This is a genomic window from Acaryochloris sp. CCMEE 5410 (genome assembly GCF_000238775.2).
Taxonomy (GTDB): domain Bacteria; phylum Cyanobacteriota; class Cyanobacteriia; order Thermosynechococcales; family Thermosynechococcaceae; genus Acaryochloris.
The window spans coordinates 1,892,495-1,913,143 of sequence record NZ_AFEJ02000001.1 but is presented as its reverse complement, the minus strand read 5'-3'; the positions used below and the strand labels follow the sequence as shown (position 1 = coordinate 1,913,143).

17 protein-coding genes and 3 pseudogenes are annotated in these 20,649 nt (G+C 46.1%); 10 read left to right on the top strand and 10 right to left on the bottom strand.

The window, feature by feature from the left end; translation table 11 throughout:
* Positions 1-591: 591 nt before the first annotated feature.
* Positions 592-1,569 carry a calcium-binding protein gene (locus ON05_RS08520; RefSeq protein WP_010472086.1) on the top strand — a complete coding sequence of 326 codons (978 nt, stop codon included), beginning with the start codon at positions 592-594 and terminating at the stop codon, positions 1,567-1,569.
* 314 nt (positions 1,570-1,883) lie between these two features.
* On the opposite strand, the gene ON05_RS08515 is transcribed toward ON05_RS08520, so the two are convergent.
* On the bottom strand, positions 1,884-2,474 hold the full coding sequence (locus ON05_RS08515; protein WP_010472088.1) for a 5-formyltetrahydrofolate cyclo-ligase: 591 nt from the start codon (positions 2,472-2,474) through the stop codon (positions 1,884-1,886).
* The gene (locus tag ON05_RS08510; protein ID WP_010472090.1) at positions 2,474-3,184 is read right to left on the bottom strand and encodes a DUF3120 domain-containing protein; all 711 of its coding nucleotides are present in this window, start codon (positions 3,182-3,184) and stop codon (positions 2,474-2,476) included. The genes ON05_RS08515 and ON05_RS08510 overlap by 1 nt, the downstream gene beginning before the upstream one ends.
* Before the next feature lie 238 nt (positions 3,185-3,422).
* Between ON05_RS08510 and dtd the strand changes: the two genes are divergently transcribed.
* Both dtd and glmS read left to right on the top strand, forming a co-directional pair.
* Positions 3,423-3,878, top strand: a complete 456-nt coding sequence (gene dtd, locus ON05_RS08505; RefSeq protein WP_010472092.1) for a D-aminoacyl-tRNA deacylase — start codon at positions 3,423-3,425, stop codon at positions 3,876-3,878.
* Between the two features lie 151 nt (positions 3,879-4,029).
* Positions 4,030-5,916 (top strand): glutamine--fructose-6-phosphate transaminase (isomerizing), encoded by a 1,887-nt coding sequence (gene glmS, locus ON05_RS08500; protein ID WP_010472095.1) that lies wholly within the window; start codon positions 4,030-4,032, stop codon positions 5,914-5,916.
* Between the two features lie 6 nt (positions 5,917-5,922).
* On the opposite strand, the gene ON05_RS08495 is transcribed toward glmS, so the two are convergent.
* From ON05_RS08495 to ON05_RS08475, 5 genes are all read right to left on the bottom strand, one after another.
* Positions 5,923-6,237, bottom strand: coding sequence for a S1 RNA-binding domain-containing protein (locus ON05_RS08495; RefSeq protein WP_255345083.1), 315 nt, complete (start codon positions 6,235-6,237; stop codon positions 5,923-5,925).
* 147 nt (positions 6,238-6,384) lie between these two features.
* Positions 6,385-7,023: a hypothetical protein gene (locus ON05_RS08490; protein ID WP_010472099.1), complete on the bottom strand. Its 639-nt coding sequence runs from the start codon at positions 7,021-7,023 to the stop codon at positions 6,385-6,387.
* Positions 7,024-7,082: 59 nt separating this feature from the next.
* The gene (locus ON05_RS08485; RefSeq protein WP_010472101.1) at positions 7,083-8,591 is read right to left on the bottom strand and encodes a phenylacetate--CoA ligase family protein; all 1,509 of its coding nucleotides are present in this window, start codon (positions 8,589-8,591) and stop codon (positions 7,083-7,085) included.
* A 57-nt stretch (positions 8,592-8,648) separates the two neighbouring features.
* Complete coding sequence (locus ON05_RS08480; protein WP_085945161.1) at positions 8,649-10,085, bottom strand: CHASE domain-containing protein; 1,437 nt, start codon at positions 10,083-10,085, stop codon at positions 8,649-8,651.
* Between the two features lie 131 nt (positions 10,086-10,216).
* Entirely contained in the window at positions 10,217-10,411 is a 195-nt protein-coding gene (locus ON05_RS08475; RefSeq protein WP_010472104.1) for a hypothetical protein, read from the bottom strand.
* Positions 10,412-11,111: 700 nt separating this feature from the next.
* Here ON05_RS08475 and ON05_RS08470 point away from each other — a divergent pair.
* The 6 genes and pseudogenes from ON05_RS08470 to ON05_RS08445 form a co-directional block, all read left to right on the top strand.
* Positions 11,112-11,944, top strand: a pseudogene (locus ON05_RS08470) (ISAs1 family transposase); the annotation flags it as partial.
* A gap of 36 nt (positions 11,945-11,980) precedes the next feature.
* Entirely contained in the window at positions 11,981-12,484 is a 504-nt protein-coding gene (locus ON05_RS08465; RefSeq protein WP_010482719.1) for a winged helix-turn-helix domain-containing protein, read from the top strand.
* Positions 12,485-12,497: 13 nt separating this feature from the next.
* Positions 12,498-12,764, top strand: coding sequence for a hypothetical protein (locus tag ON05_RS08460; protein WP_262561438.1), 267 nt, complete (start codon positions 12,498-12,500; stop codon positions 12,762-12,764).
* Positions 12,765-12,767: 3 nt separating this feature from the next.
* Positions 12,768-13,826, top strand: coding sequence for an IS630 family transposase (locus ON05_RS08455; RefSeq protein WP_262561436.1), 1,059 nt, complete (start codon positions 12,768-12,770; stop codon positions 13,824-13,826).
* Positions 13,823-14,050 carry a hypothetical protein gene (locus tag ON05_RS08450; protein WP_262561434.1) on the top strand — a complete coding sequence of 76 codons (228 nt, stop codon included), beginning with the start codon at positions 13,823-13,825 and terminating at the stop codon, positions 14,048-14,050. Before ON05_RS08455 ends, ON05_RS08450 begins: the two co-directional genes overlap by 4 nt.
* A gap of 175 nt (positions 14,051-14,225) precedes the next feature.
* Positions 14,226-14,495 (top strand): annotated as a pseudogene (locus tag ON05_RS08445) (ISAs1 family transposase); the annotation flags it as partial.
* Between the two features lie 89 nt (positions 14,496-14,584).
* Here ON05_RS08445 and ON05_RS08440 read toward each other — a convergent pair.
* Positions 14,585-16,192, bottom strand: a complete 1,608-nt coding sequence (locus tag ON05_RS08440; RefSeq protein WP_010473509.1) for an SGNH/GDSL hydrolase family protein — start codon at positions 16,190-16,192, stop codon at positions 14,585-14,587.
* 806 nt (positions 16,193-16,998) lie between these two features.
* Between ON05_RS08440 and ON05_RS08435 the strand changes: the two genes are divergently transcribed.
* Positions 16,999-17,993 (top strand): IS1 family transposase gene (locus tag ON05_RS08435; protein WP_262561433.1). Its coding sequence is split into 2 segments (ribosomal slippage): positions 16,999-17,632 and positions 17,632-17,993, totalling 996 coding nucleotides; the frame shifts between segments, so codons are not numbered across the junction.
* A 72-nt stretch (positions 17,994-18,065) separates the two neighbouring features.
* Here ON05_RS08435 and ON05_RS08430 read toward each other — a convergent pair.
* The gene (locus ON05_RS08430) at positions 18,066-19,448 is read right to left on the bottom strand and encodes a glycosyltransferase (RefSeq protein ID WP_010470147.1); all 1,383 of its coding nucleotides are present in this window, start codon (positions 19,446-19,448) and stop codon (positions 18,066-18,068) included.
* Positions 19,441-20,414: pseudogene (locus ON05_RS08420) on the bottom strand (radical SAM protein). Before ON05_RS08420 ends, ON05_RS08430 begins: the two are co-directional and overlap by 8 nt.
* Positions 20,415-20,649: the final 235 nt, after the last annotated feature.

The following is a 20,649-nucleotide window of genomic DNA, read 5'->3' as shown; positions in this document are numbered from 1 at the left end:
ATTTATTGACGTCTAATCATTTATCTATATTTTCTCTGTTTTTATGCATGCTAATTGCTTCTTAACTATCATAAATGGCAAAAATTTTACTCTGCGAAAAAAGTATTTACTGGCTAACATAAGCATTCGACTATTTTTAGGGTATTTAATTTTGAGTTTCAAAAATTATTATTTTTGAAACTACAATACATATTAGTTTGCAGTGAATATTTATTCAAAAATTTGCTCAAGAATAAAAAATAGTATTTTACGATTAGTAGAGAGTATTACTTTCGTTGATATAAGATTCAGTACTTTTGATAGATAGAGTTTTTCTCGAATTCCTTTTAGTATACTGACAAGCCCTCAACAGGACAGCCTTTCCATATTTTTAATAGAAAAAAACGATCTAAGGCACGCTGTACCTTTATACATGTTGGCTACTATTATGCAGGTCAAAGGAAGAAAATGTTACCTGAATCTTAAAAAAAGATAGGTATTTTAGCCCTCAAAGTCTAGGGCTTTAATTATTTTCTTTCAGCATTATAGAGGATTCTTGTCAACCCAAAAAAGTGATTTATTTGGGAAAATTCAGATTGGAGAAAATTACTAATGGTTATTCCAAGACCCACATTTTTCTTTTCAGATTTTAATGATGGAAATTCCTTTGACAACAACAGAACCAATGGAACTAGTTTGAATGATCTCATTCAGGGAGATCTAGGTAACGATACTATCAGTGGCCTAAATGGTGATGATCTTATTTTAGGTGGCAATGGAAATGACTCATTACTTGGCGGCAATGGGGATGACTACATAAGAGGCGGTAATGGAGCCGATAGAATTATTGGCGGCTTTGGAAATGATTGGTTATATGGTGATGCTGGCAATGACTCCATCTTTGGCAATTCTGGAAATGATAGGCTCATAGGTGGCTCTGGTAATGATTTCCTCTCCGGTGGTTCGGGGAACGATAACCTGTTTGGTGGCTCTGGTAATGATTTCCTCTCCGGTGGTTCGGGGAACGATAACCTGTTTGGTGGCTCTGGTAATGATTTCCTCTCCGGTAGTTCGGGCAATGATTTCCTCTCCGGTAGCTCGGGGAACGATAGGCTCGTTGGTGGTTCTGGAATTGATAGGCTCTTCGGTGGTTCTGGTAATGACAATCTAAATGGTGGAACGGGCAGCGATCGAATTGCCGGAGGTTTCGGACTTGATGTTCTGAGTAGTGGTAGTACGTTAGATTCAGATCGCTTTGTTTATAACAGCATCCGTGAAGGAGGGCGAGGAGAAAGAATTACTGACTTTGATGTTATTGGTTTGGATGATGAGATAGAAGTTCGCAGATCTGGCTTCCGTGCAACTGGGCTAGCTAGACAACTCCCTCTTGGCACTCTTCCTGATAATCGTCTGGTTAGTGGAGTGAGCAGTCTTGGATTTAACGCAGGTTTCAGATATTTTGCTGGATCAGGCAATTTATATTTCGACAGCAATGGGGGAGGCTTTGCTGGATCACAGCTTTTAGTTAATTTACAGAATAGACCAAGCTTTAGTGCTCTTAGCAGTAGTGATCCAATTGTTGTAGTTTAAGCAAAACCAACAATACAAAGTCTATCTATCATCGATATGATGTGGGGGTAAAACACACCCACATCATACTCATTATTCATCTTTGAAAATCCCTTTCAATTTTAGAAGTGCTTTGCTAGAGCCTTTGCATATCAAAGCTTCTAGAGGTCAAATTAGGAACATCTAGATTGGATCATGTACAAGGGGTGGAAGATTCAAGAAATCTAAAAAAGCACTATTTCGCCAGTTTTTGCAAGGGGCAGCGAATATACTTGCAATTTGAAGCCGTATTCTAGCGCCTGAAAGCCTTGCGCTATATGCTCTGGTGAGGTTTTTTAGGAACGACTAGCTATCCCTTTCTCTGTACAAATCGCTTTCAACGGTTGGTCCCAAGACTCTGTTGGCAGCTGATCTAAAAGATCTCGTTCGAAGACAATACCAACTGTTGGGATACTGGCCCAGCCGGGAGAAGAGAGTAAGCGATCATAATATCCTCCTCCATAACCGAGGCGATACCCTTTGAGATCGCACGCCACTGCCGGAACCAGAATCAAATCCACCTCATCCGCCGATAACTCAGGACAATCTGGGTAAGGCTCCAAAATCCCATACTTACCCTTTTTCAGCATTTGGGAGTCTAGGGGGTTGCAGCGATGCCACATCAAATGTTGCCCCACACAGCGAGAGAGCCCCCAGCCGCGATCTTGTCCTTGTAAAAACAACCAGCTCAAATCCGGTTCTTGTCGAAACGTCATATACGCTAAAACCGTCTGTGCCTGTTGCCAGAGGGACGAATCAAGCAGCTGCTGGCAGAGAGTCTGACTAAAAAGACGCCATTGCTCCACAGGCATCGATTGACGCTGCGTCAGCAATTGACGTCTCAAAGTATTTTTATCGAGTTGTGGATTAGAGCCAGAAGACTGCACTAAAACTGGGTTGCCACCAATAAGAACAAGCTATCCACTAACAGCGTACCCAATACAGATCCGGAAAAAGCCCACCAACAGAGCTGATCTTTTTGCCCTGCCCAGGTATCTGGGGGCAGCAAGGGGCGAATACTGATCACACAGAGTCCAACCACCAAAACCATCGCCCAAAATCTTCCCCAAGGGGTTTGGGTATGCTCTAAAGCTTGGGGCAATAATGCCATGGCTTCCGTTTGATCCGTTTGAATCAAGACTCGCCAAGTCGGCATTAAATCCACCAGGAAGAAATACACATCCGTAACGGTGGAGCCAATCAAAGATCCAAGAAAGAACAAAGAGCCAACTTTAAAGCGGGAATTGAGTAATGCCCAAATGGCGACAGGTAAGCCAATGGCTTCCATTGGAACGTGCCATAACGGCTCTGCTCGAAACCATCCCCAATAAATAGAGCCAGAGAACCAGGCCAAAGCAAAGCCAAACAGCAGATCACCCCAGATATGCGTTCTGTCTTGGCGCATTAGCCCGTAACTTCCCAAAAGCCACCCTCCTGTGGCCACCAGACTTAGCCATGGCCAAGTCCTCACCAAAGGTGCCTGAATCAGCACAGGTAAGGACACCAAAAACATCGCTGCGCCGAATAGCAGCCAGCTCTGAAACGTCCCCATGCTTTGAATGGTTTGCCTGAGGGAGCTTTGAAAAGTTTGTTTCAAGGATTATTCTCCAGATTTTCCAAAGTTATAAAAATGCTAATAATTCAATATGATTGATTAGGCAATATTCGTTAATATTCGTTAATATTTTGCGTTTATTAAATCATCCTTGAGTTGGAGTGCAATTCAGATTAGTGTATCACGGGAAGGTCTGAGGGCTGTGCCTTCCACAACCTAGCTTCAACTAGCTCCCCTGCTTGAATTACTGCCAATTAATCAATATATCTCCTCAAATCTGATGCGCATTATTTTGCAAAGAGTTAATGAATCACGGGTCGAAGTTGCAGGTCAAATTATTGGCAGAATCGAAAAAGGTCTCAATTTATTAGTAGGAATTACCCCCTCTGATACCGAACAAGAAGTGGCTTGGATGGCGCGAAAATGTTTGGAGCTACGAATCTTTCCTGATCAGACTGGCAAGCTGTCTCAGTCCGTCCAAGATATAGAGGGAGGATTATTAGTGATTAGCCAATTTACATTGTATGGAGATTGTCGAAAGGGGCGGCGACCTTCCTTTGATAAAGCGGCACCTGGTTCTATGGCAGAACAGATTTATAAGCAATTCGTGGCAAAACTCAGAGCCAGCGGCCTGCAGGTGGAAACTGGACAGTTTGGTGCCATGATGAACGTTTATATCGAAAATGATGGTCCTGTGACGTTAATCTTAGAACGAGAGGCTGAGAGCGAAAGATAGGAATAACCTCCTTCACTTTGATTTGAATTCTGGTTTGATGTCCCTCTTAATCCAACAGATTCCAAAGATAGATACCGTTAGGGATTGCCATTTCTAGCAGAGTTGAGTCAAACTGCCTTTGTGTTGATCAATAGCGAGTCTCTCCAGAATTATGTGCGGTATTGTCGGTTATATTGGCCCTCAAACGGCCAGCGGAATTCTGCTTTCGGGTCTACAAAAACTGGAATATCGGGGGTACGATTCAGCGGGGATTGCTACAGTATCCGAAGCCCAGCTCCAATGTATTCGGGCCAAGGGCAAACTGCATCATCTAGAAGAGAAGTTAGCCAGCTGGGAAAATTCGGCAGTTCTGGGTATTGGCCACACGCGCTGGGCAACGCACGGCAAACCGGAAGAACATAACGCCCATCCCCACCGAGATGCCCGCGATCGATTGGCCGTGGTGCAAAACGGCATTATCGAAAATTATCGGGAACTGCGAGAAGAACTGAAAGAACGGGGCTGTACGTTTCGCTCCGAAACCGATACGGAAGTTATTCCCCATCTGATCGCTGAAAAGCTGGACGGTCTAAAGGCCAAAGGAGAGCCCTCTCTATTAGAAGCAGTGCGGCAGGCCGTGAATCATTTGGAAGGAGCCTTTGCGATCGCAGTGGTGTCTGCCGATTTCCCAGATGAACTGATCGTGGCTCGTCAGCAAGCCCCCTTAGTCGTCGGATTCGGCGATGGTGAATATTTCTGTGCCTCCGATACGCCCGCTTTAATTCACCACACCCGTACGGTTTTAACCCTAGAGAACCAAGAACTGGCTCGCCTGACCACTCAAGGGGTGGATCTTTACCACTTTGAAGGCAACCGCGTTCGTCGTCCGCCCCGCACCCTGAACTGGAACCCCGTGATGGTGGAGAAGCAGGGTTTTAAGCACTTTATGCTTAAGGAAATCTATGAGCAGCCTGGCGTGGTGCGAACATGCCTGGAACAGTATGTAGATAGCACCTGGCAACCGGGCCAAACCACCAGTCCCATTCGTCTCAATTTGGCCCCAGAACTAACTGCGAACTTAGAAAATATCCAAATTATGGCTTGCGGGACGAGCTGGCACGCCAGTTTGGTGGGCAAGCATTTACTGGAGCAGCTAGCGGGTATTCCCACGGTGGTTCAGTACGCCTCTGAATTTCGGTACGCCCCTTCACCGATGACGGCCAATACCCTCACCATTGGCGTCACCCAATCGGGGGAAACCGCTGATACGCTTGCTGCCCTTGAGACAGAACAGCAACGTCGTTCTCAGCAACCTGCTCATTTGCAAGCCCGGCTGTTGGGCATTACCAATCGCCCCGAAAGCTCTTTGGCCCGTTTAGTTCCTGCCATTATTGATACCCATGCCGGGATTGAGATTGGCGTAGCTGCCACCAAAACTTTTATGGCCCAGTTAATGGCCTTTTACTTTTTGGCGATTGAGTTGGCTTATCAGCGTAAAACCGTTGCTCCTCAGCGCTTAGGGGAAATTATCGATGGCTTGCAACAGCTTCCCGCTCAGCTAGAACAGGTTTTAGAGAGCCAGGAGCGGTATGTGGAAACCCTGGCCCATGATTTTGTCGAAACCCAGGACTTTATTTATATCGGTCGAGGCATTAATTTCCCCATTGCCCTAGAAGGTGCGCTGAAGCTGAAGGAGATTAGCTATATCCATGCCGAAGGATATCCAGCGGGCGAGATGAAGCATGGTCCGATAGCATTGCTGGATGCCAAGGTCCCCGTGGTTGCGATCGCAATGCCGGGTACGGTGTTTGAAAAGGTGCTCTCTAACGCCCAAGAAGCCCGAGCCCGAGATGCTCGCTTGATTGGGGTTACTCCTATGAATGAGCAGGAAGCCAAAGAGACCTTTGACACGTTGCTGCCTGTACCGGCAGTGGATGAGATGATTTCGCCCCTGCTAACGGTGGTGCCGTTGCAGTTGCTGTCCTACCATATTGCAGCTCTTCGTGGGCTGGATGTGGATCAGCCGCGTAATTTAGCTAAATCCGTGACGGTTGAGTAATGGATTTTACTCAACCCGATTTCTTACTGTTTCTTCAGCGCTTTTATAGACGGTTAAGGGATCTGTCAGCATGTCACCGGGTTGAGGTTCTAAATCAGCTGTGGACAACAACACTCTTCCTTTGTCTATATCCATCCAAGTGATGATAGCTCTGACCCAATCATGCAGTTGAAAAATTTGTTTGGGATCTGAAATAGGACTTTGAGAAATAGTGGAATTATGCAACATGGCAAAATATCCTCCAATATCCACAAAAACACCATAGGGTTTAAGTTTACGAACTCTACCGTCTACGATCTGTCCAACTTTGAGGGTTTCCAGTCGTGTTTGGCGTTCTTGATGAGTATGTGCGGGATGGCGATGGCGTGAAAAATCTAGTTCGCCTATTTCTTGATGGATTTTAGACTGCCTTTCTTGATACCAATGTAAATCTATCTCGCTTACTGCAAGATCAATGAGGAGATTCTCTTAGAAACTTGAGAGTTTATAAGCATCAAGTGGTCGTTCATACACTGTCAGCCGAATAGATGTGGAAAGATCAGATCTGAATTGACTGAAGATTTGCTGTTCTACAGACAGGTACTGTTGTCGGTGTTTCTGAGATTCCTGAGCATTTCTGGCGCGCCCCCCACCATACATTGCTAGTCTTTGCTCCCATTGCTCATAAGTAGTGTTACCTGGGGTAAGTAAGTTTTTCCAGTTGATATTATTCAGATTATCTAGACTTGACCATAGAGAAGGTTGATAGTGTTGATTAATAAAATCGATAATGCCATTAGCAAAAGCTGAAACAAGGCTATTTGGTGTGATTAAAATTTTAAGTCGCGGTTGATCTTCATGAGACATCCATGGCTCAATCCTAAAACTGAGAAGATCTGTGTCAGTACGTTCAGCAATTAGTTCAACCCCACTCCCCTCTTCATCGATCACCATTTTTGCAGGAAGATGAGAATCTCGAATTTTCCCTAACCACACATAAAGTTCTGGATAAGGGTCAAATACTGTGGATGTGTGGATTGCAGCACACAGTCCATCAGTTTCTATGCGAATATAAATCCAACCTTTGCGTAACTCACCAGCTTGATTCTGAGTAAAGAAGACTTTCATCGTTGATTTTTACAAGTGCAAAAAGGAAATAAGCAGGAGCTGATAGGCTGATCGTTTCTTTAATCCTCTGGAGATCGGGTGTAGCGATGCTTTACCCCAATCGGGAAATAGGTTGGATCGCCATTCGGTCGTAAATGAATCTGCGGCGTTTGGTAGGCTTCAGGAACATAGTGGGCAAATTCACTGTTCAACCTACGGAGTTGATGTAAAACGGATGCGGCTATCGCGTCTGTCCTGGCTGGACTAGCAGCCTCACCCGGCGCAAGTTCCACATCAATCACTAAATGAGAATTCTGATCCGCATCCGTTTGCACCTGCATTACAAATTTACCGGTGACCCAATCGCAAATCTCTGGCTGTTCTAGACCCACCGTCACATTCTCTGGATAGATATTGGCTCCAAAAAACGACACCGTGAAATGGGAGCGGCCAAACACATAAACAAACGGGAGAGGCCGAATTGGGACATGGCCTTGTTGTTGTAAAGTTGCGATCGCATCAAATCCACGGGCTTGCAAAAACGCCAACATCTGGTCGTAGGGGATAATGCCGCCGCGATCGCAGATGTGATACCGAATCAGGGGAATTCCATTATCACCAGAGAATAACAGTGTTCCCTCTTCAGTGACCTCAAAATATCGACTCCTAGGATCATACTGAACCAAGGTGGGCAAGCGAGATTCTCCAAATAGCTCTGCCGCAATCGTGGGATGATCAGCCAAAAATCGACGGATACAGATGCTTAATGGGGTTTCATTTCCCAATACACCTGCATCGGCAGTGCCATATAAAGAAGCCGAGTCAAAGCAGGGGCTTGTTGAACCTACTCGCTCCCCGACTAAATCTCGCCACGCTTCGCTAAATACTTCCCCTGCCATCACCCATTTGAGATGGTATTGAGGCCATGGGATACCTAATGCCAGTCCCGTATCAATAACATCCTTAAGAAATGGCGGATATCCCAACAGTACAACCTGGTCAAACATGGGGCCCAGGGTTTGCACCACCCGCAAAATTTCAGGTGTGTTATTGCCAGGTGTAATCACTGTGAGGGGATAACCTTTACTGGCTAAGTGGCGACAACAGTTGGCGGTGTACATCCCGCCCACCCAAGTCCCTAGGGCAAAGCAAACAACAGCAAGGGTCCGCTTTTGATCTGCAGCAAAGCTATCCGCAAAAATTTGTTCAAAACGGGTCGAGATTTGATACTCATCAGAGATGAAACGTGGCCAAAAGGTTGGTTCTCCCGTCGATCCAGAAGACACTGCGATCATGTCGCAGGTCTCCAACTTGCCATCACGACAGAGACGAGGTATGGGAAACTGCCGTAAATAATTGTCTTTAGTCGTTAAAGGCAGGGTGGCAAAGTCTTCTAACGTCTGAATTTGCTTGGGGTCAACGCCCTGTTGCTGAAGGAAGTCATGGTAAGCCGGAACGGTCTGGACAACCCGGTGAAATAAGGATAGGACATGTGCGGAGGTCGAAGCAGATGAATCAATCAGTTCCTCTAAGGGCGTATCAAGGAACGTCTGTAAAGCCTTAAGAGTATGTTGGAGAGGGCCTGTCATAGGGGAAAATGAGCGTACTCCCCTTATTTTGGCAAACCACTCGCTTTTGAGTCGATATTATTGGGACTGAAATTGTAACTCTTGAGAGGCTGGGTCAGATGGCACCAAGGTATCGGCAAAGGAGGGGATATGAATAAAGGCATGCTGATTGCGGCCAGCATCCTTAGCTTGTAGTAAGGCTTGCGTGGCTTTATCCACTAGTTTGGTTATGGGGATATCATGGGCAGGTCGCACAAATCCGACCCCTATACTGACGGTGACATATTCGCTAATGGGGGAGTAAATATGTTTGATTTTTAAAGCTTCTATGGATTCGATACAGCGTTGTGCGAGGGGTTCTGCATTGGCGGTATTCGGTAACAGTAGTGCAAAGGTTTCCCCTTCAAATCTGGCCACCAGGTCTGCAGGACGCTTGAGCAGAGATTCCAGTTGAGACGCGATTTTTTTTAGGCACTCATCGCCCGCGACAAACCCATATCCCTCATTAAATTGTCGGAAAAAATCTAGATTGATCAGAAATAACGTCATGGGGGTTTGCTCACGGATCGCCCGCTTCCACTCTTTATCCAAACAATCGTTAAAGTGTCGACGATTGGCAATATGGGTTAATTCATCTGTGGTAGAGATTAGAGAGAGTTTTTTGTTCGCTTCTTCTAATTCCTTTGTGCGATCTCGGACAACGGTCTCCACAAGCTTTGATTGCCGAAGGATAAAGAATACATAGGCTTCAGTCAGAACTGTAAAAACTAAACCCACCCAAAACACTGCCCAGGGCAGGCCACTTCGCTTCTCGTTGAAATAAACATTAGAAGGGATAGCCGCAATCGTCCATTGCTGCCCAGCAATCGGTTTGAGATCAGAACGATATTCATGCTCGGACATCGGCTGGCCTAATCTCGATTGCCGCACATAGGGAATATCTTCTGGATTGGATGTATCCATCAGTTGCAGGTTAATTGCATCTATCGCGCCAGGCTGAATCGCCCCATTGACTAAATCACTGATCCGAAAGACCCCCAACACCAAACCTTGCAACCGTTGGCGTCTGCTATCTAATGTGTTGGGCTGGTCTTGATAGACTGGAATAAAGGTGATAAAGCCCTTTTGATCTTCTTGTTCCTGGACCAAGGTCAAATTACTGGTGGATTGAACCATTCCCGTATCGGTGGCTAAGGTAATGGCCCGTTTACGAGTCGCATCAGAAGCCAAATCAAATCCTAAAGCCAATTCATTGCCGGCAAAAGGTTCTAAAAACGATACCGGGTAGTATTCTGCTCGTTTTTGGGCACGAACCATCTTGCCCTGGCTAACCTGTTGGGTAATTTCAAAAGCAGGATAGTTTTGTTGTTGCTGTTTGATAAATGTTGCCCGATCCGCATGTTTAACCTTAGGCACCCATTCCAGGGCTTGAATATCTTTATGACGAGCTAAGAGATTGTGCGTGAATTGCTGGAACTCTTTGGGTGTGACCTGCTCAGAACTATCAAATAGCAGCTTGAGGCTATTAATGACTTCCAGCTTGGCATCAATTTTGGCCTCGGGAGCATGTCACCTTTGCAAGCTAGTATTTATACTCATCTCAGAAATCCTTGCTAGCCTTGCTTTCAGACATCAAATTTTTAATTCTAAATTTTGTGCATCTGCAAAGGTGACATGCTCCCTTTGGCCTCTAAGCGGTGGACCTGCTCATTGATATCCTGCTGAAAATCTTTTTGAATAGATTGAGTTTCCAGGGAATAGAACTTTAATGCCAATAACGCTGATAGACCAATTCCCAGTACTCCTGTGGGAATGGAAATTAACGCTATTTTTCTGTTCAAAATGAATATCCCCCTCTGGATTACTTACGAAAACAGGCTGATCAAGCTTTATCCGTTATCCATCCTGTTTTATTGAGTAAGTAGTAATTATCATTCTGTATAGAAATAGAAACTCACCCACTGTCGACAACATTTATGCCAATAAATAAATGCTGTCCTACATCTATTTTGCCCACTTGACAGCGGCAATTGTAACAATCACTTTATGCTTCACTGACGGAATAAATTCTTTTCTTTTAATAGCTAAAATCCTTAATTCACCTGCCATGCTGCGTCTTAGCAAAAGGAGTAAAGAATTAGAGCTGGTAAAACTAGAAGAAGTTTTCTTGAAACAGTTTTTGTTATACAAAAGTTATACAAAAGCCTAGATCTTCACAAAAAAATCATTTCGACAAACCTTAAAATCTAACGAAAAAATAAAAAAATAGAATTCCAAAAAAAATGCAAGAATATCTGATCGCCTGAACGATATAAGCCTTAAATCATATCTCATATAGCTATCAACAAGGATAAATTTTTTGCACCGACCTAATATCTTGTTATTGAAGCGATATCCAGCATTCTATTGCTTCCTAGGTGATAAGCAAAAAGATCAGATCCATTTGAGAATTTCATTCATCGCCTGACCAATAGGCAGGGTTGTTTTACGTTCCTCCTAGAAAAAATAGGATGGTTCTACTGACCAACAGTAGAGAGACCGATGAGCCATCTAATCGATACTTTGAAGCAAGTCCCGGATTTCCGCAGTGCCCATGGCCGTATTCATCCGTTATGGCTGCTGTTGCTATTGATGGTGATGGGCATGCTTGCTGGATATCAAGGGTACCGTCCGTTAGAAACCTTTGTGAGCGATTATCGCCAGCCTTTAAGTGAGCTATTGGGGCTTGAGAGCCTCGAAGTTCCGTCTCACTGTACCTTTCGTCGAGTGATGAAGGGGCTTGACTTCCAAGCGTTGAGCCACCAATTTGAAGCATGGATGCTCTCGAAAGCCCAGACTCACTCTCCCGATAATTATGCAGCCTCCATTGATGGCAAACGGATTCGTCAGGGGCTGACAGATGCCAAGGGGAAGCAGCGTTTTGTGGGCTTGGTGAGTTTATTTGCGGTGGAAGCAGGCATCACCCTCAAGCTCGAAGCCCTCACTCAGGAGGATAATAGCGAAATCAAAGTCGTGCAGGCACTGTTGGAAACCCTTCAACTCGATGGCTTACTGATTACCATGGATGCCTTACACGCCCAAAAAACACTTGAGAAGATTGTGGCCTCGGGTAACGACTATCTTGTGGCGGTCAATCCAATCAGGGAAGACTTTACGACCACCTCCAGACTTACTTTGAGTGTCTTAAACCCATGGCTGAGCACATCCACTCCGCCCAAAGTAGAGGACGAGATGAACATCGGTGTATACAGGTTTATGAGCCTGTCGGCATAGCCTTACAGGAATGGGAGGCAATTCGCTCTGTGCTTTGTGTCCAACGATGGGGCACTCGCAAAGGAAAGGAGTATCACAATACGGCCTATTATACCAAATCCGATTTATATAACTCCGATATAATGCATAATTAGAGAATGCCAAGAAAACTATATCTCGAACCCCATTTTTCGCCTGACGAGCTGAAGTCTCATTATCGAGCCAGCCAAGACCCAGTAGAATCGCGCCGCTGGCATCTGCTGTGGCTCGTCAGTGAGCAAACAACGCTAACTCAAGCAGCCCAAGTGGTCGGTCTCAACTACGATTACGCTCGAGAAATCGTCAGGGAGTATAACCACAATGGCGCCCATGGGTTACGCAACCGACGCAAAGATAAGCGACCTCATCAATCTCGCAGTCTTCTGACTCAAGACCAATGTGCACAATTGTTGACTCGTCTACAAACCCCACCCGCCGACGGTGGTCTATGGAACGGCCCCAAAGTAGCCCAGGTCATCGCTCAGATGACAGGAGTCGATAAGGTTTGGCCCCAACGCGGTTGGGACTATCTCAAGCGATTGGAGCAGTCCCTGCAATGCCCACGTCCTCACCACCGTAAAGGTGAACCAGAGGCCCAAGCCGCTTTTAAAAAAACTGCCTAAGTACAAAGCAGAATTGGAGCGACGCTACCCTAATGCTCAGGTCGAAGTTTGGTCCTTTGATGAACATCGTTTAGGCCTTAAACCCATTATTCGAAAGATTTGGGCGCCTGTGGGTCAGCGTCCAATTGCTGAGGTGGACCATCGCTATGAATGGACCTATCTGTATGGATTCGTTCATCCCGCAACTGGCAATACCGAATGGTTCATTCTGCCTCGGGTCAATGGAGAATGGTTTAATACCAAATCCGATTTATATAACTCCGATATAATGCATAATTAGAGAATGCCAAGAAAACTATATCTCGAACCCCATTTTTCGCCTGACGAGCTGAAGTCTCATTATCGAGCCAGCCAAGACCCAGTAGAATCGCGCCGCTGGCATCTGCTGTGGCTCGTCAGTGAGCAAACAACGCTAACTCAAGCAGCCCAAGTGGTCGGTCTCAACTACGATTACGCTCGAGAAATCGTCAGGGAGTATAACCACAATGGCGCCCATGGGTTACGCAACCGACGCAAAGATAAGCGACCTCATCAATCTCGCAGTCTTCTGACTCAAGACCAATGTGCACAATTGTTGACTCGTCTACAAACCCCACCCGCCGACGGTGGTCTATGGAACGGCCCCAAAGTAGCCCAGGTCATCGCTCAGATGACAGGAGTCGATAAGGTTTGGCCCCAACGCGGTTGGGACTATCTCAAGCGATTGGAGCAGTCCCTGCAATGCCCACGTCCTCACCACCGTAAAGGTGAACCAGAGGCCCAAGCCGCTTTTAAAAAACTGCCTAAGTACAAAGCAGAATTGGAGCGACGCTACCCTAATGCTCAGGTCGAAGTTTGGTCCTTTGATGAACATCGTTTAGGCCTTAAACCCATTATTCGAAAGATTTGGGCGCCTGTGGGTCAGCGTCCAATTGCTGAGGTGGACCATCGCTATGAATGGACCTATCTGTATGGATTCGTTCATCCCGCAACTGGCAATACCGAATGGTTCATTCTGCCTCGGGTCAATGGAGAATGGTTTAATCAAGCCCTACAAAGCTTTGCTCAGCAAGTTGGAGCGGGAAAGCACAAACAGATTCTTCTCGTTCTCGATGGAGCCGGATGGCATACCTGTAAAAATCTGGTGGTACCTAAAGGCATTCATCTGAAGGTTTTACCCCCCTATTCTCCAGAGCTACAGCCCGCTGAACGGTTGTGGCGGCTAGCGGATGAACCACTGGCCAATCGATGCTTTGAGACCCTGGATGAGTTGGAAGATGTGCTCGAGCAGCGCTGTCGAACTTTAATGACAATGCAATCAGACATTCAAGCTCTCACTCACTACCATTGGTGGCCAGCTTGACAGATAAGATATTTCGGGAGTTAATGAGTCGGATTTGGTATAATCAAGCCCTACAAAGCTTTGCTCAGCAAGTTGGAGCGGGAAAGCACAAACAGATTCTTCTCGTTCTCGATGGAGCCGGATGGCATACCTGTAAAAATCTGGTGGTACCTAAAGGCATTCATCTGAAGGTTTTACCCCCTATTCTCCAGAGCTACAGCCCGCTGAACGGTTGTGGCGGCTAGCGGATGAACCACTGGCCAATCGATGCTTTGAGACCCTGGATGAGTTGGAAGATGTGCTCGAGCAGCGCTGTCGAACTTTAATGACAATGCAATCAGACATTCAAGCTCTCACTCACTACCATTGGTGGCCAGCTTGACAGATAAGATATTTCGGGGGTTAATGAGTCGGATTTGGTATTACATCAGTTCAGCTGCCACCTCACCCCAGCATTGGCAATCTCTGGTCCGAGAACATTGGGGCATTGAAAATCGGTTGCATTGGCCGAAGGATGTTGTTTTTGGCGAAGATGATTATCGACTCGAAGATGAACAAGCACTGCTCAATTGGTCAGTGCTTAGAACTATTGGGATTAATATCCTGCGGCTAAACGACTATCAATCCCTCAAAACCGCGATGACTAAGCTGGCTAATCGGGTCGATATTATTTTTTCGCTGCTAACTTAAAACAGCCCTGGACCAATAGGTGCTTGATAGAAGTCCTATTCATATCTCCCCAGTACCTTGCGGTCTAAAAGATCCATCCCTCCAAGCTTCTAAATTTCTGGCAAAGGTACTGAGGAGGTAAAAGGAAGGCTATGCACTGCGATTTGCTCATTGGCAAATTCCAAGAATTCTATTCCTAGAAGTGTTTGAGTTCCGCCTGCCCCAATCACCTGGAACTGTTCGGGGCCACCGCGGAACGTAAAGTCACTCATCAACGCTTGGTATCGGACAACATCATTACCCAGTCCCCCAATCAACGAATCTTGACCGGGACCACCCACAAAGACATCATCCCCCGCACCACCCGCTATCCAATCATCGCCATTCCCACCCACTAACTTGTCGGCACCATTCCCCCCTAACAGCCAGTCATGCCCCTCGCCGCCACGGAGAATATCATCTCCACCATTCCCCCATAATCGGTCATTTCCCCTACCGCCAAGGAGATCGTCATCTCCTTGATTGCCCCATAGGGCATCAGCCCCCTCATCGCCAATCAGAATGTCACTCCCCTCATTCCCCGATAGCCAATCACCGCCCTCTCCACCGAACACTAAATCATCACCAGAACCGCCCCAGGCAACATCCCGACCCGCTCCACCATCTATCGTGTCATTACCGCTATTCCCAAATAGCCAATCCCGACCTTGCCACCCTTCAATACGATCGCCTCCCGAAAGACCAAAGAGAAAATCATTCCCTGCGAATCCATCGATATTGTCTGCCGCCTTTGTGCCAAATAAGAAATCCCGTTGGGCAGTCCCTAGAATGTCATTAAAAATAGGTTGGGGAATGTCCCCTATCAACGTATTGAAGATGGTTTCACCGATGATGGCATGGGCCTGAGTGGTGGGATGTAACGGATCCCAAAAGAAAAATCCAGGGGTATTGGGAAGTGCTTGCCCCGTAGCGACTAATGACAGGAGTGGGTCGGTGGTATTGGTAAATCCAAAGCGGGTAGGATTCTCAGCAATCGTTTCTCCCAGCCCAAATAAATCAACTTCAACCAGCTCCAAGCTCTGATTGCCAACCTTTTGCTCCAGGTTGTCTAAAGATAATCCCAAGCGTCCGTTAAATGCGATCGCAACTGTTCGTGCTTCTCGTTGAAATGCCGCGCTCGTAGGTAGCCGACCTAGGTTTAGCATATTGGGTATCACGAATTTACTCGCTCCCGATGCCACAAGCGCTTCCACTCCAACCAGTAAGTTCTCAACCCCTTGTTCAATTAAGACCGCTCGATCGTCTGTATTTGTGCCACCTAAGTTATCGAGAAAATTAGTCGGCCCTGCCCAGATAAAGAACAAGCTATTGGCAGAGTCGGTTCCTAACTGCCGATACGCATCAACTTGATCTAATAACCCGGGTAAATCTAAATTGAAGTCATCTTCATTCGAGTTGTTGCGACCTGTTCCAGCTCCAGCAAAAGCGAAATTATTCCCGCCCAGTAATGACGGCGCTAGCGCTAAATTCAGATTTGATTCAGCATTATTGAGCCTATCTACTACATACTCAATTGCCACAGGTCCATTAGAAACCCGTCCCTCGAAGTAAGGAGGAGGAGGAATCTGACCAGCAGTGAGCGTAAAGATATTTCCTGTGTCAGATAGACTATCTCCGAGGACATAGATATTCGTTAAATCTCCAAGGGTAATTCTCATCTTTATCCCTCCCACAGTTCTCTTAAAGCGCTAGAGATTAGAGATCTGCACCAAGCAAATCTTAAAAAGGCTGCTAAATCCATTCTTGAACATGAGTTATACCCCAGCATGAATTTGGCAGGTTACTAACTCTGCCCTCTAGTAGAGATTAATTTTATTTCTGTTTTTTGGATAAAAATAGTTATTTACAATCCAAAAATTATTTCGAACACTTTATTGCCTATTCCCTCAGAATTAGAACCAACCTTTTTGAACCAGTAGGACTAATTTATTCAATCGGGAAAATAGTTTACTGATATAAAAGAATGAATAAATTAGATATTGGATAGACTGAAATATTTCTCTAACAAAGATAAAATCTCATTTCTGCCAAGATTGAATTATATGATAGTACTCACTCAGCTCGGTAACCAGAATCAAATCAGCCAGACAGTACTATTTGGCTAAAAGAAGCTTATATAGCTGAAATACTGATCAAGCATAGGCTTAAGAGTTGGCAGCCATTAGCAACCAACCGCAAAGGCATTATTTTGGTACTTCTGTGTAAGCTTTTTATGATGAGCCAATAAACAAAAGTTCCAGATTAAGAGATTCCTAGCGTAGAGTCATTCATCCTATTTATCCAGGAAAAAGAGATGCATTTAATGTTCTAGGCGATCGAAAGCCATGCAAATATTTAGAAAGAATTTCCCGAAAAATACTACCACGAGAATAAATTAGGTTAGAAGGCCAAAATATGGCTTTTAGGCACTGGTCTGTTAGCAGGATCTAGCTATAATGCTTCCGACGCAACCTAATGTAGATCAATGGAATGCCCATATTGTCTAAGCGAGAAGATCCTAAAGCGCGGCTTTGATAGCCTGCAAGATGGGACATTAGTCCAGCGATATCAGTGTAAGGATTGCAATCGGCGTTTCAACGAACGCACGGGTACCCCAATGGCTCGCTTACGCACCGCTAGTTCAGTAGTGAGCTATGCCATCAAAGCTCGCACCGAAGGGATGGGTATTCGTGCTGCAGGTCGAACTTTCGGTAAATCTCATACCACCATTATGCGTTGGGAAAAACGCCTAGCAGACCAAGCACAGAACTGGTCACCTCCCGCACCAGCAGCCTCTGATGTGACGGTAGAAGGGGATGAAGTTTACACGCGTGTAGGCAAAATCTTCCCCCCCAGCCAATCCCAGGGCTGGACCATCCATTTCCTTGAACGCGAAAGCCGCTATTGGTTGACAGCACAAGCTGGCCTCAAGGATGCACAACTTTTTGCAAATGGCGTTTACTCAGCTTGGGAGTGGGTCAAAGCCTGTGATGGGATTCGATGGTTTACCGATGGTGAGAGGCGTTATGGACAAGAACTTTGGAAGCTCGCCAATGTCTATCTCAATGGTGAGGAGTGTCATCCTGACTATGGGCATCGCAAGGTTTGGCGAGAGGGTTAGAAGTCGCGATGAAAGTTAAAGGGTCTCAGGGGAATCGGCGAGTAGAGTGGGTGAAAGCAGAGCATCCCTTTACCGCTATCAGTCTAGGGTCTGAGGTCCATGCCAATCATAATGAGGCTCACAATGCTGCCTTGAGGAGACGATGTAGTGCTTATCGAAGACGGCAGAATCTCTACGCTAAGAAGCGGTCGGGGTTACAGCGAGTGCTAGATGTACAACGCCTGATTCATAACTGGGTTAGACCCCATTGGGGGCTCAGTAAGCAGACCACACCAGCAATGGAGATGGGATTTTGTTCTCGTCCGTTGAGCACACTAGAACTCCTCACCAATAAAGGGTTTAGGTATGTGCCCTGTTAGTAGACCAGTGCCGGCTTTTATCAACCTCATTGGCATGCACCAAAGCCCAAGAAATTCTTTAAAGTACTCTACCTAATCAGGCACATAAATCTGATAGTCATCTTGGCGCAAGGTTTTTACCCATTTCAAGCGTTTGGGTCGAATGGACATCCTGGCTGTGACACAAGCCATCACCAAAAACCAGTGGCAAGTATACAGCGTCCCTCTTACGGTTTGTAAGAACATCACCAGCGGTGTTGGGGCAATTTGTTCAGCTTTACGAATACGGTCTAACCCATTCCACATGCCAACCAACGACAACAACATGGTGACACTCGTCATCGGCATTAGCAACGGGAGCTGGTTGCGAGCGGTCGCCATCACCAAGTCAGGCACAGCTGCAGTGGGAAGAACATACTGAGCAAACCAAAACACCACTAAATCGAAGGTTTTACGGGGTCCTAACCGATTGCGAATAATTAAAGGCCAATAATCCAAATACCGTTGATACCCCCCTTCGGCCCAGCGATTCCGTTGATGCCAAAGTGCTATAGCCCGAGTCACTCCTTCTTCCCGTACCGCAGGCACAGGCAAAATGCCAATGTCCCAATGATTTAGATGCAAGCGGAAGGTCAAATCCAAATCATCAGTGATGGTCGCTTCATTCCAGCCTCCACAACTTGCCAACGCTTGGCGGCGCACAAATTGACCATTACCGCGAAGTTCACCGACCCCTCCCACTGCAATCCGCTGCTGTTGAAGATATAGGTCTAACCCCATTTCAGCTGACTGACCTCGGGTCCAAAAATTGGTATCAGCGTTCGCAATCTGTTTACGAACCTGGACCGCACCCATCTGTGGATCATCAAACAGGGGTAACACTCGACAGAGTAAATCGGCAGAGACCTGGGCATCAGCATCAAAAACCCCAATGATGTCGCCTTGAGTCATCGGCAAAACCTGATTTAAGGCCCCGGATTTGCCACCACCGTCTTCTGCCGATCGGCGCAACACATGGAGTTGCGCATACTCTTCAGACAATTGAGCCAGCACATCAGGGGTCTTATCCGTACTGCTGTCATCTACAATCCAAACTTCATATCGTTCAGCAGGATAGTCTAGCTTGCAGAGGGTTTTAACCAAAGATTCTAGAACTGCTTCCTCATTTTTTGCCGATACTAACAGGGATACAAAGGGATATTCAGTTTCAGGTTTATCTAGGTTTAATGGCTCTTCAGTGGGCAGTGCCGACGCCCGAATCATTCGCAACCAGTGCATACTAATAACGGTTGTCAGACCACAAACGGCCCAAAACCCAACCGAAAACAGATGCAGCGCAATCGTACAGCTCCAAATTAAGGCCAGCATCAAAGCCGCTTTGCGTCGCCGACCTTCACCTTCGGGATAATCAATTTCTACCTCAGAAAGCTGTGGGAGTTCCGGGTCTTCTGGCCATGGAGATTTCACGTTAGACATGCTGCAAGAATCGTTTTCTGGCCAGGAATTCTCCGACATAACTGACTTGGTTCAAGACCCAATATTTATCAACACCTTGGAAAAAGCTGGGAATGAGATAGCACCAAACGGTACAACCTTCGCATACCTTAAGCTGCCCTTGGGATTGGCGGTATTCTTCAACGATTTCAGATTGTCGATATAGTTCGTACAATTTGCCTTCTATGGGTACGCCAGTTTGAGCGAAGTGATAGCAAGGAAGCAGCAACTCATCATTCGGGGAAATGGCGATTACAGCATCGACCGCTTTACATCTTGGGTTTGGGTATCATTCCCTCCAGCCCTGATGAACTCTAAAGCTGCTTTGTTGTACCCCAGATTTCGGTACTTTCTGCCACTAGACTCAATGGCCTCGACAATGGCAGGGGTTGGATTTTTCCGATTGTTATAGTTTGCGTAGGCGGTAAAGGCTGGATTCAGCCACACTCTGACTCCCAGACGTGCTCCTAATTCAGCCACCTCATGAATCCGCTCGTAGTTCTGAGCTGTCACCGTATGGTTCAGAACTGGATATTCTCCTAGGTCTAGGGCTAACTTAACCGACTCAACCAAATTATCAAAAATTTTGACTCCTCTGGAGTGATCGTGGGTTTCTGCATCCGGACCATCCAGGGAGAAATTGAGGAAGTCGACTAGCCCTCTGACTTCATGGGCCTTTTTTAAATAGAGAATCGTATTGGTGGTCATGCTGGTGTAGAACCCAAGCTGCTTCGCAGTTTGGTAGATTCGGCCAACATCTGTTCTTAAAAGCGGTTCTCCTCCTGTAAAATCAACGTATTTGACTCCCAGGCGTTTTAAATCTTCTAGATTATGCTGAATCGTATCGAAATCTGCTTCCTTGCCCGGATCTAACGCCCAAATATCACAGAAATGACATCGAGCATTGCAACGGTAGGTCAGATAATAATTTGCAACTAGGGGAGCCATAATCTTCTGTTCCAGCTAAGCAACTTTACCGGCAGAGGTCCATTGGTTCTACCCACCACGTATACCATAAACTGTATATATATCTTTATATATTTGGTGTGCTTGACATTCTGACTGCTCAATAAAGGGGAAGCATTTGAGAGAAAAGCAGAAAAATTCAGGTCAAACAGTAAAATTCGTCACGGACTTGCCCATACTTCATACATGAGGTTTATTGATTGATCGGTCAATGAGG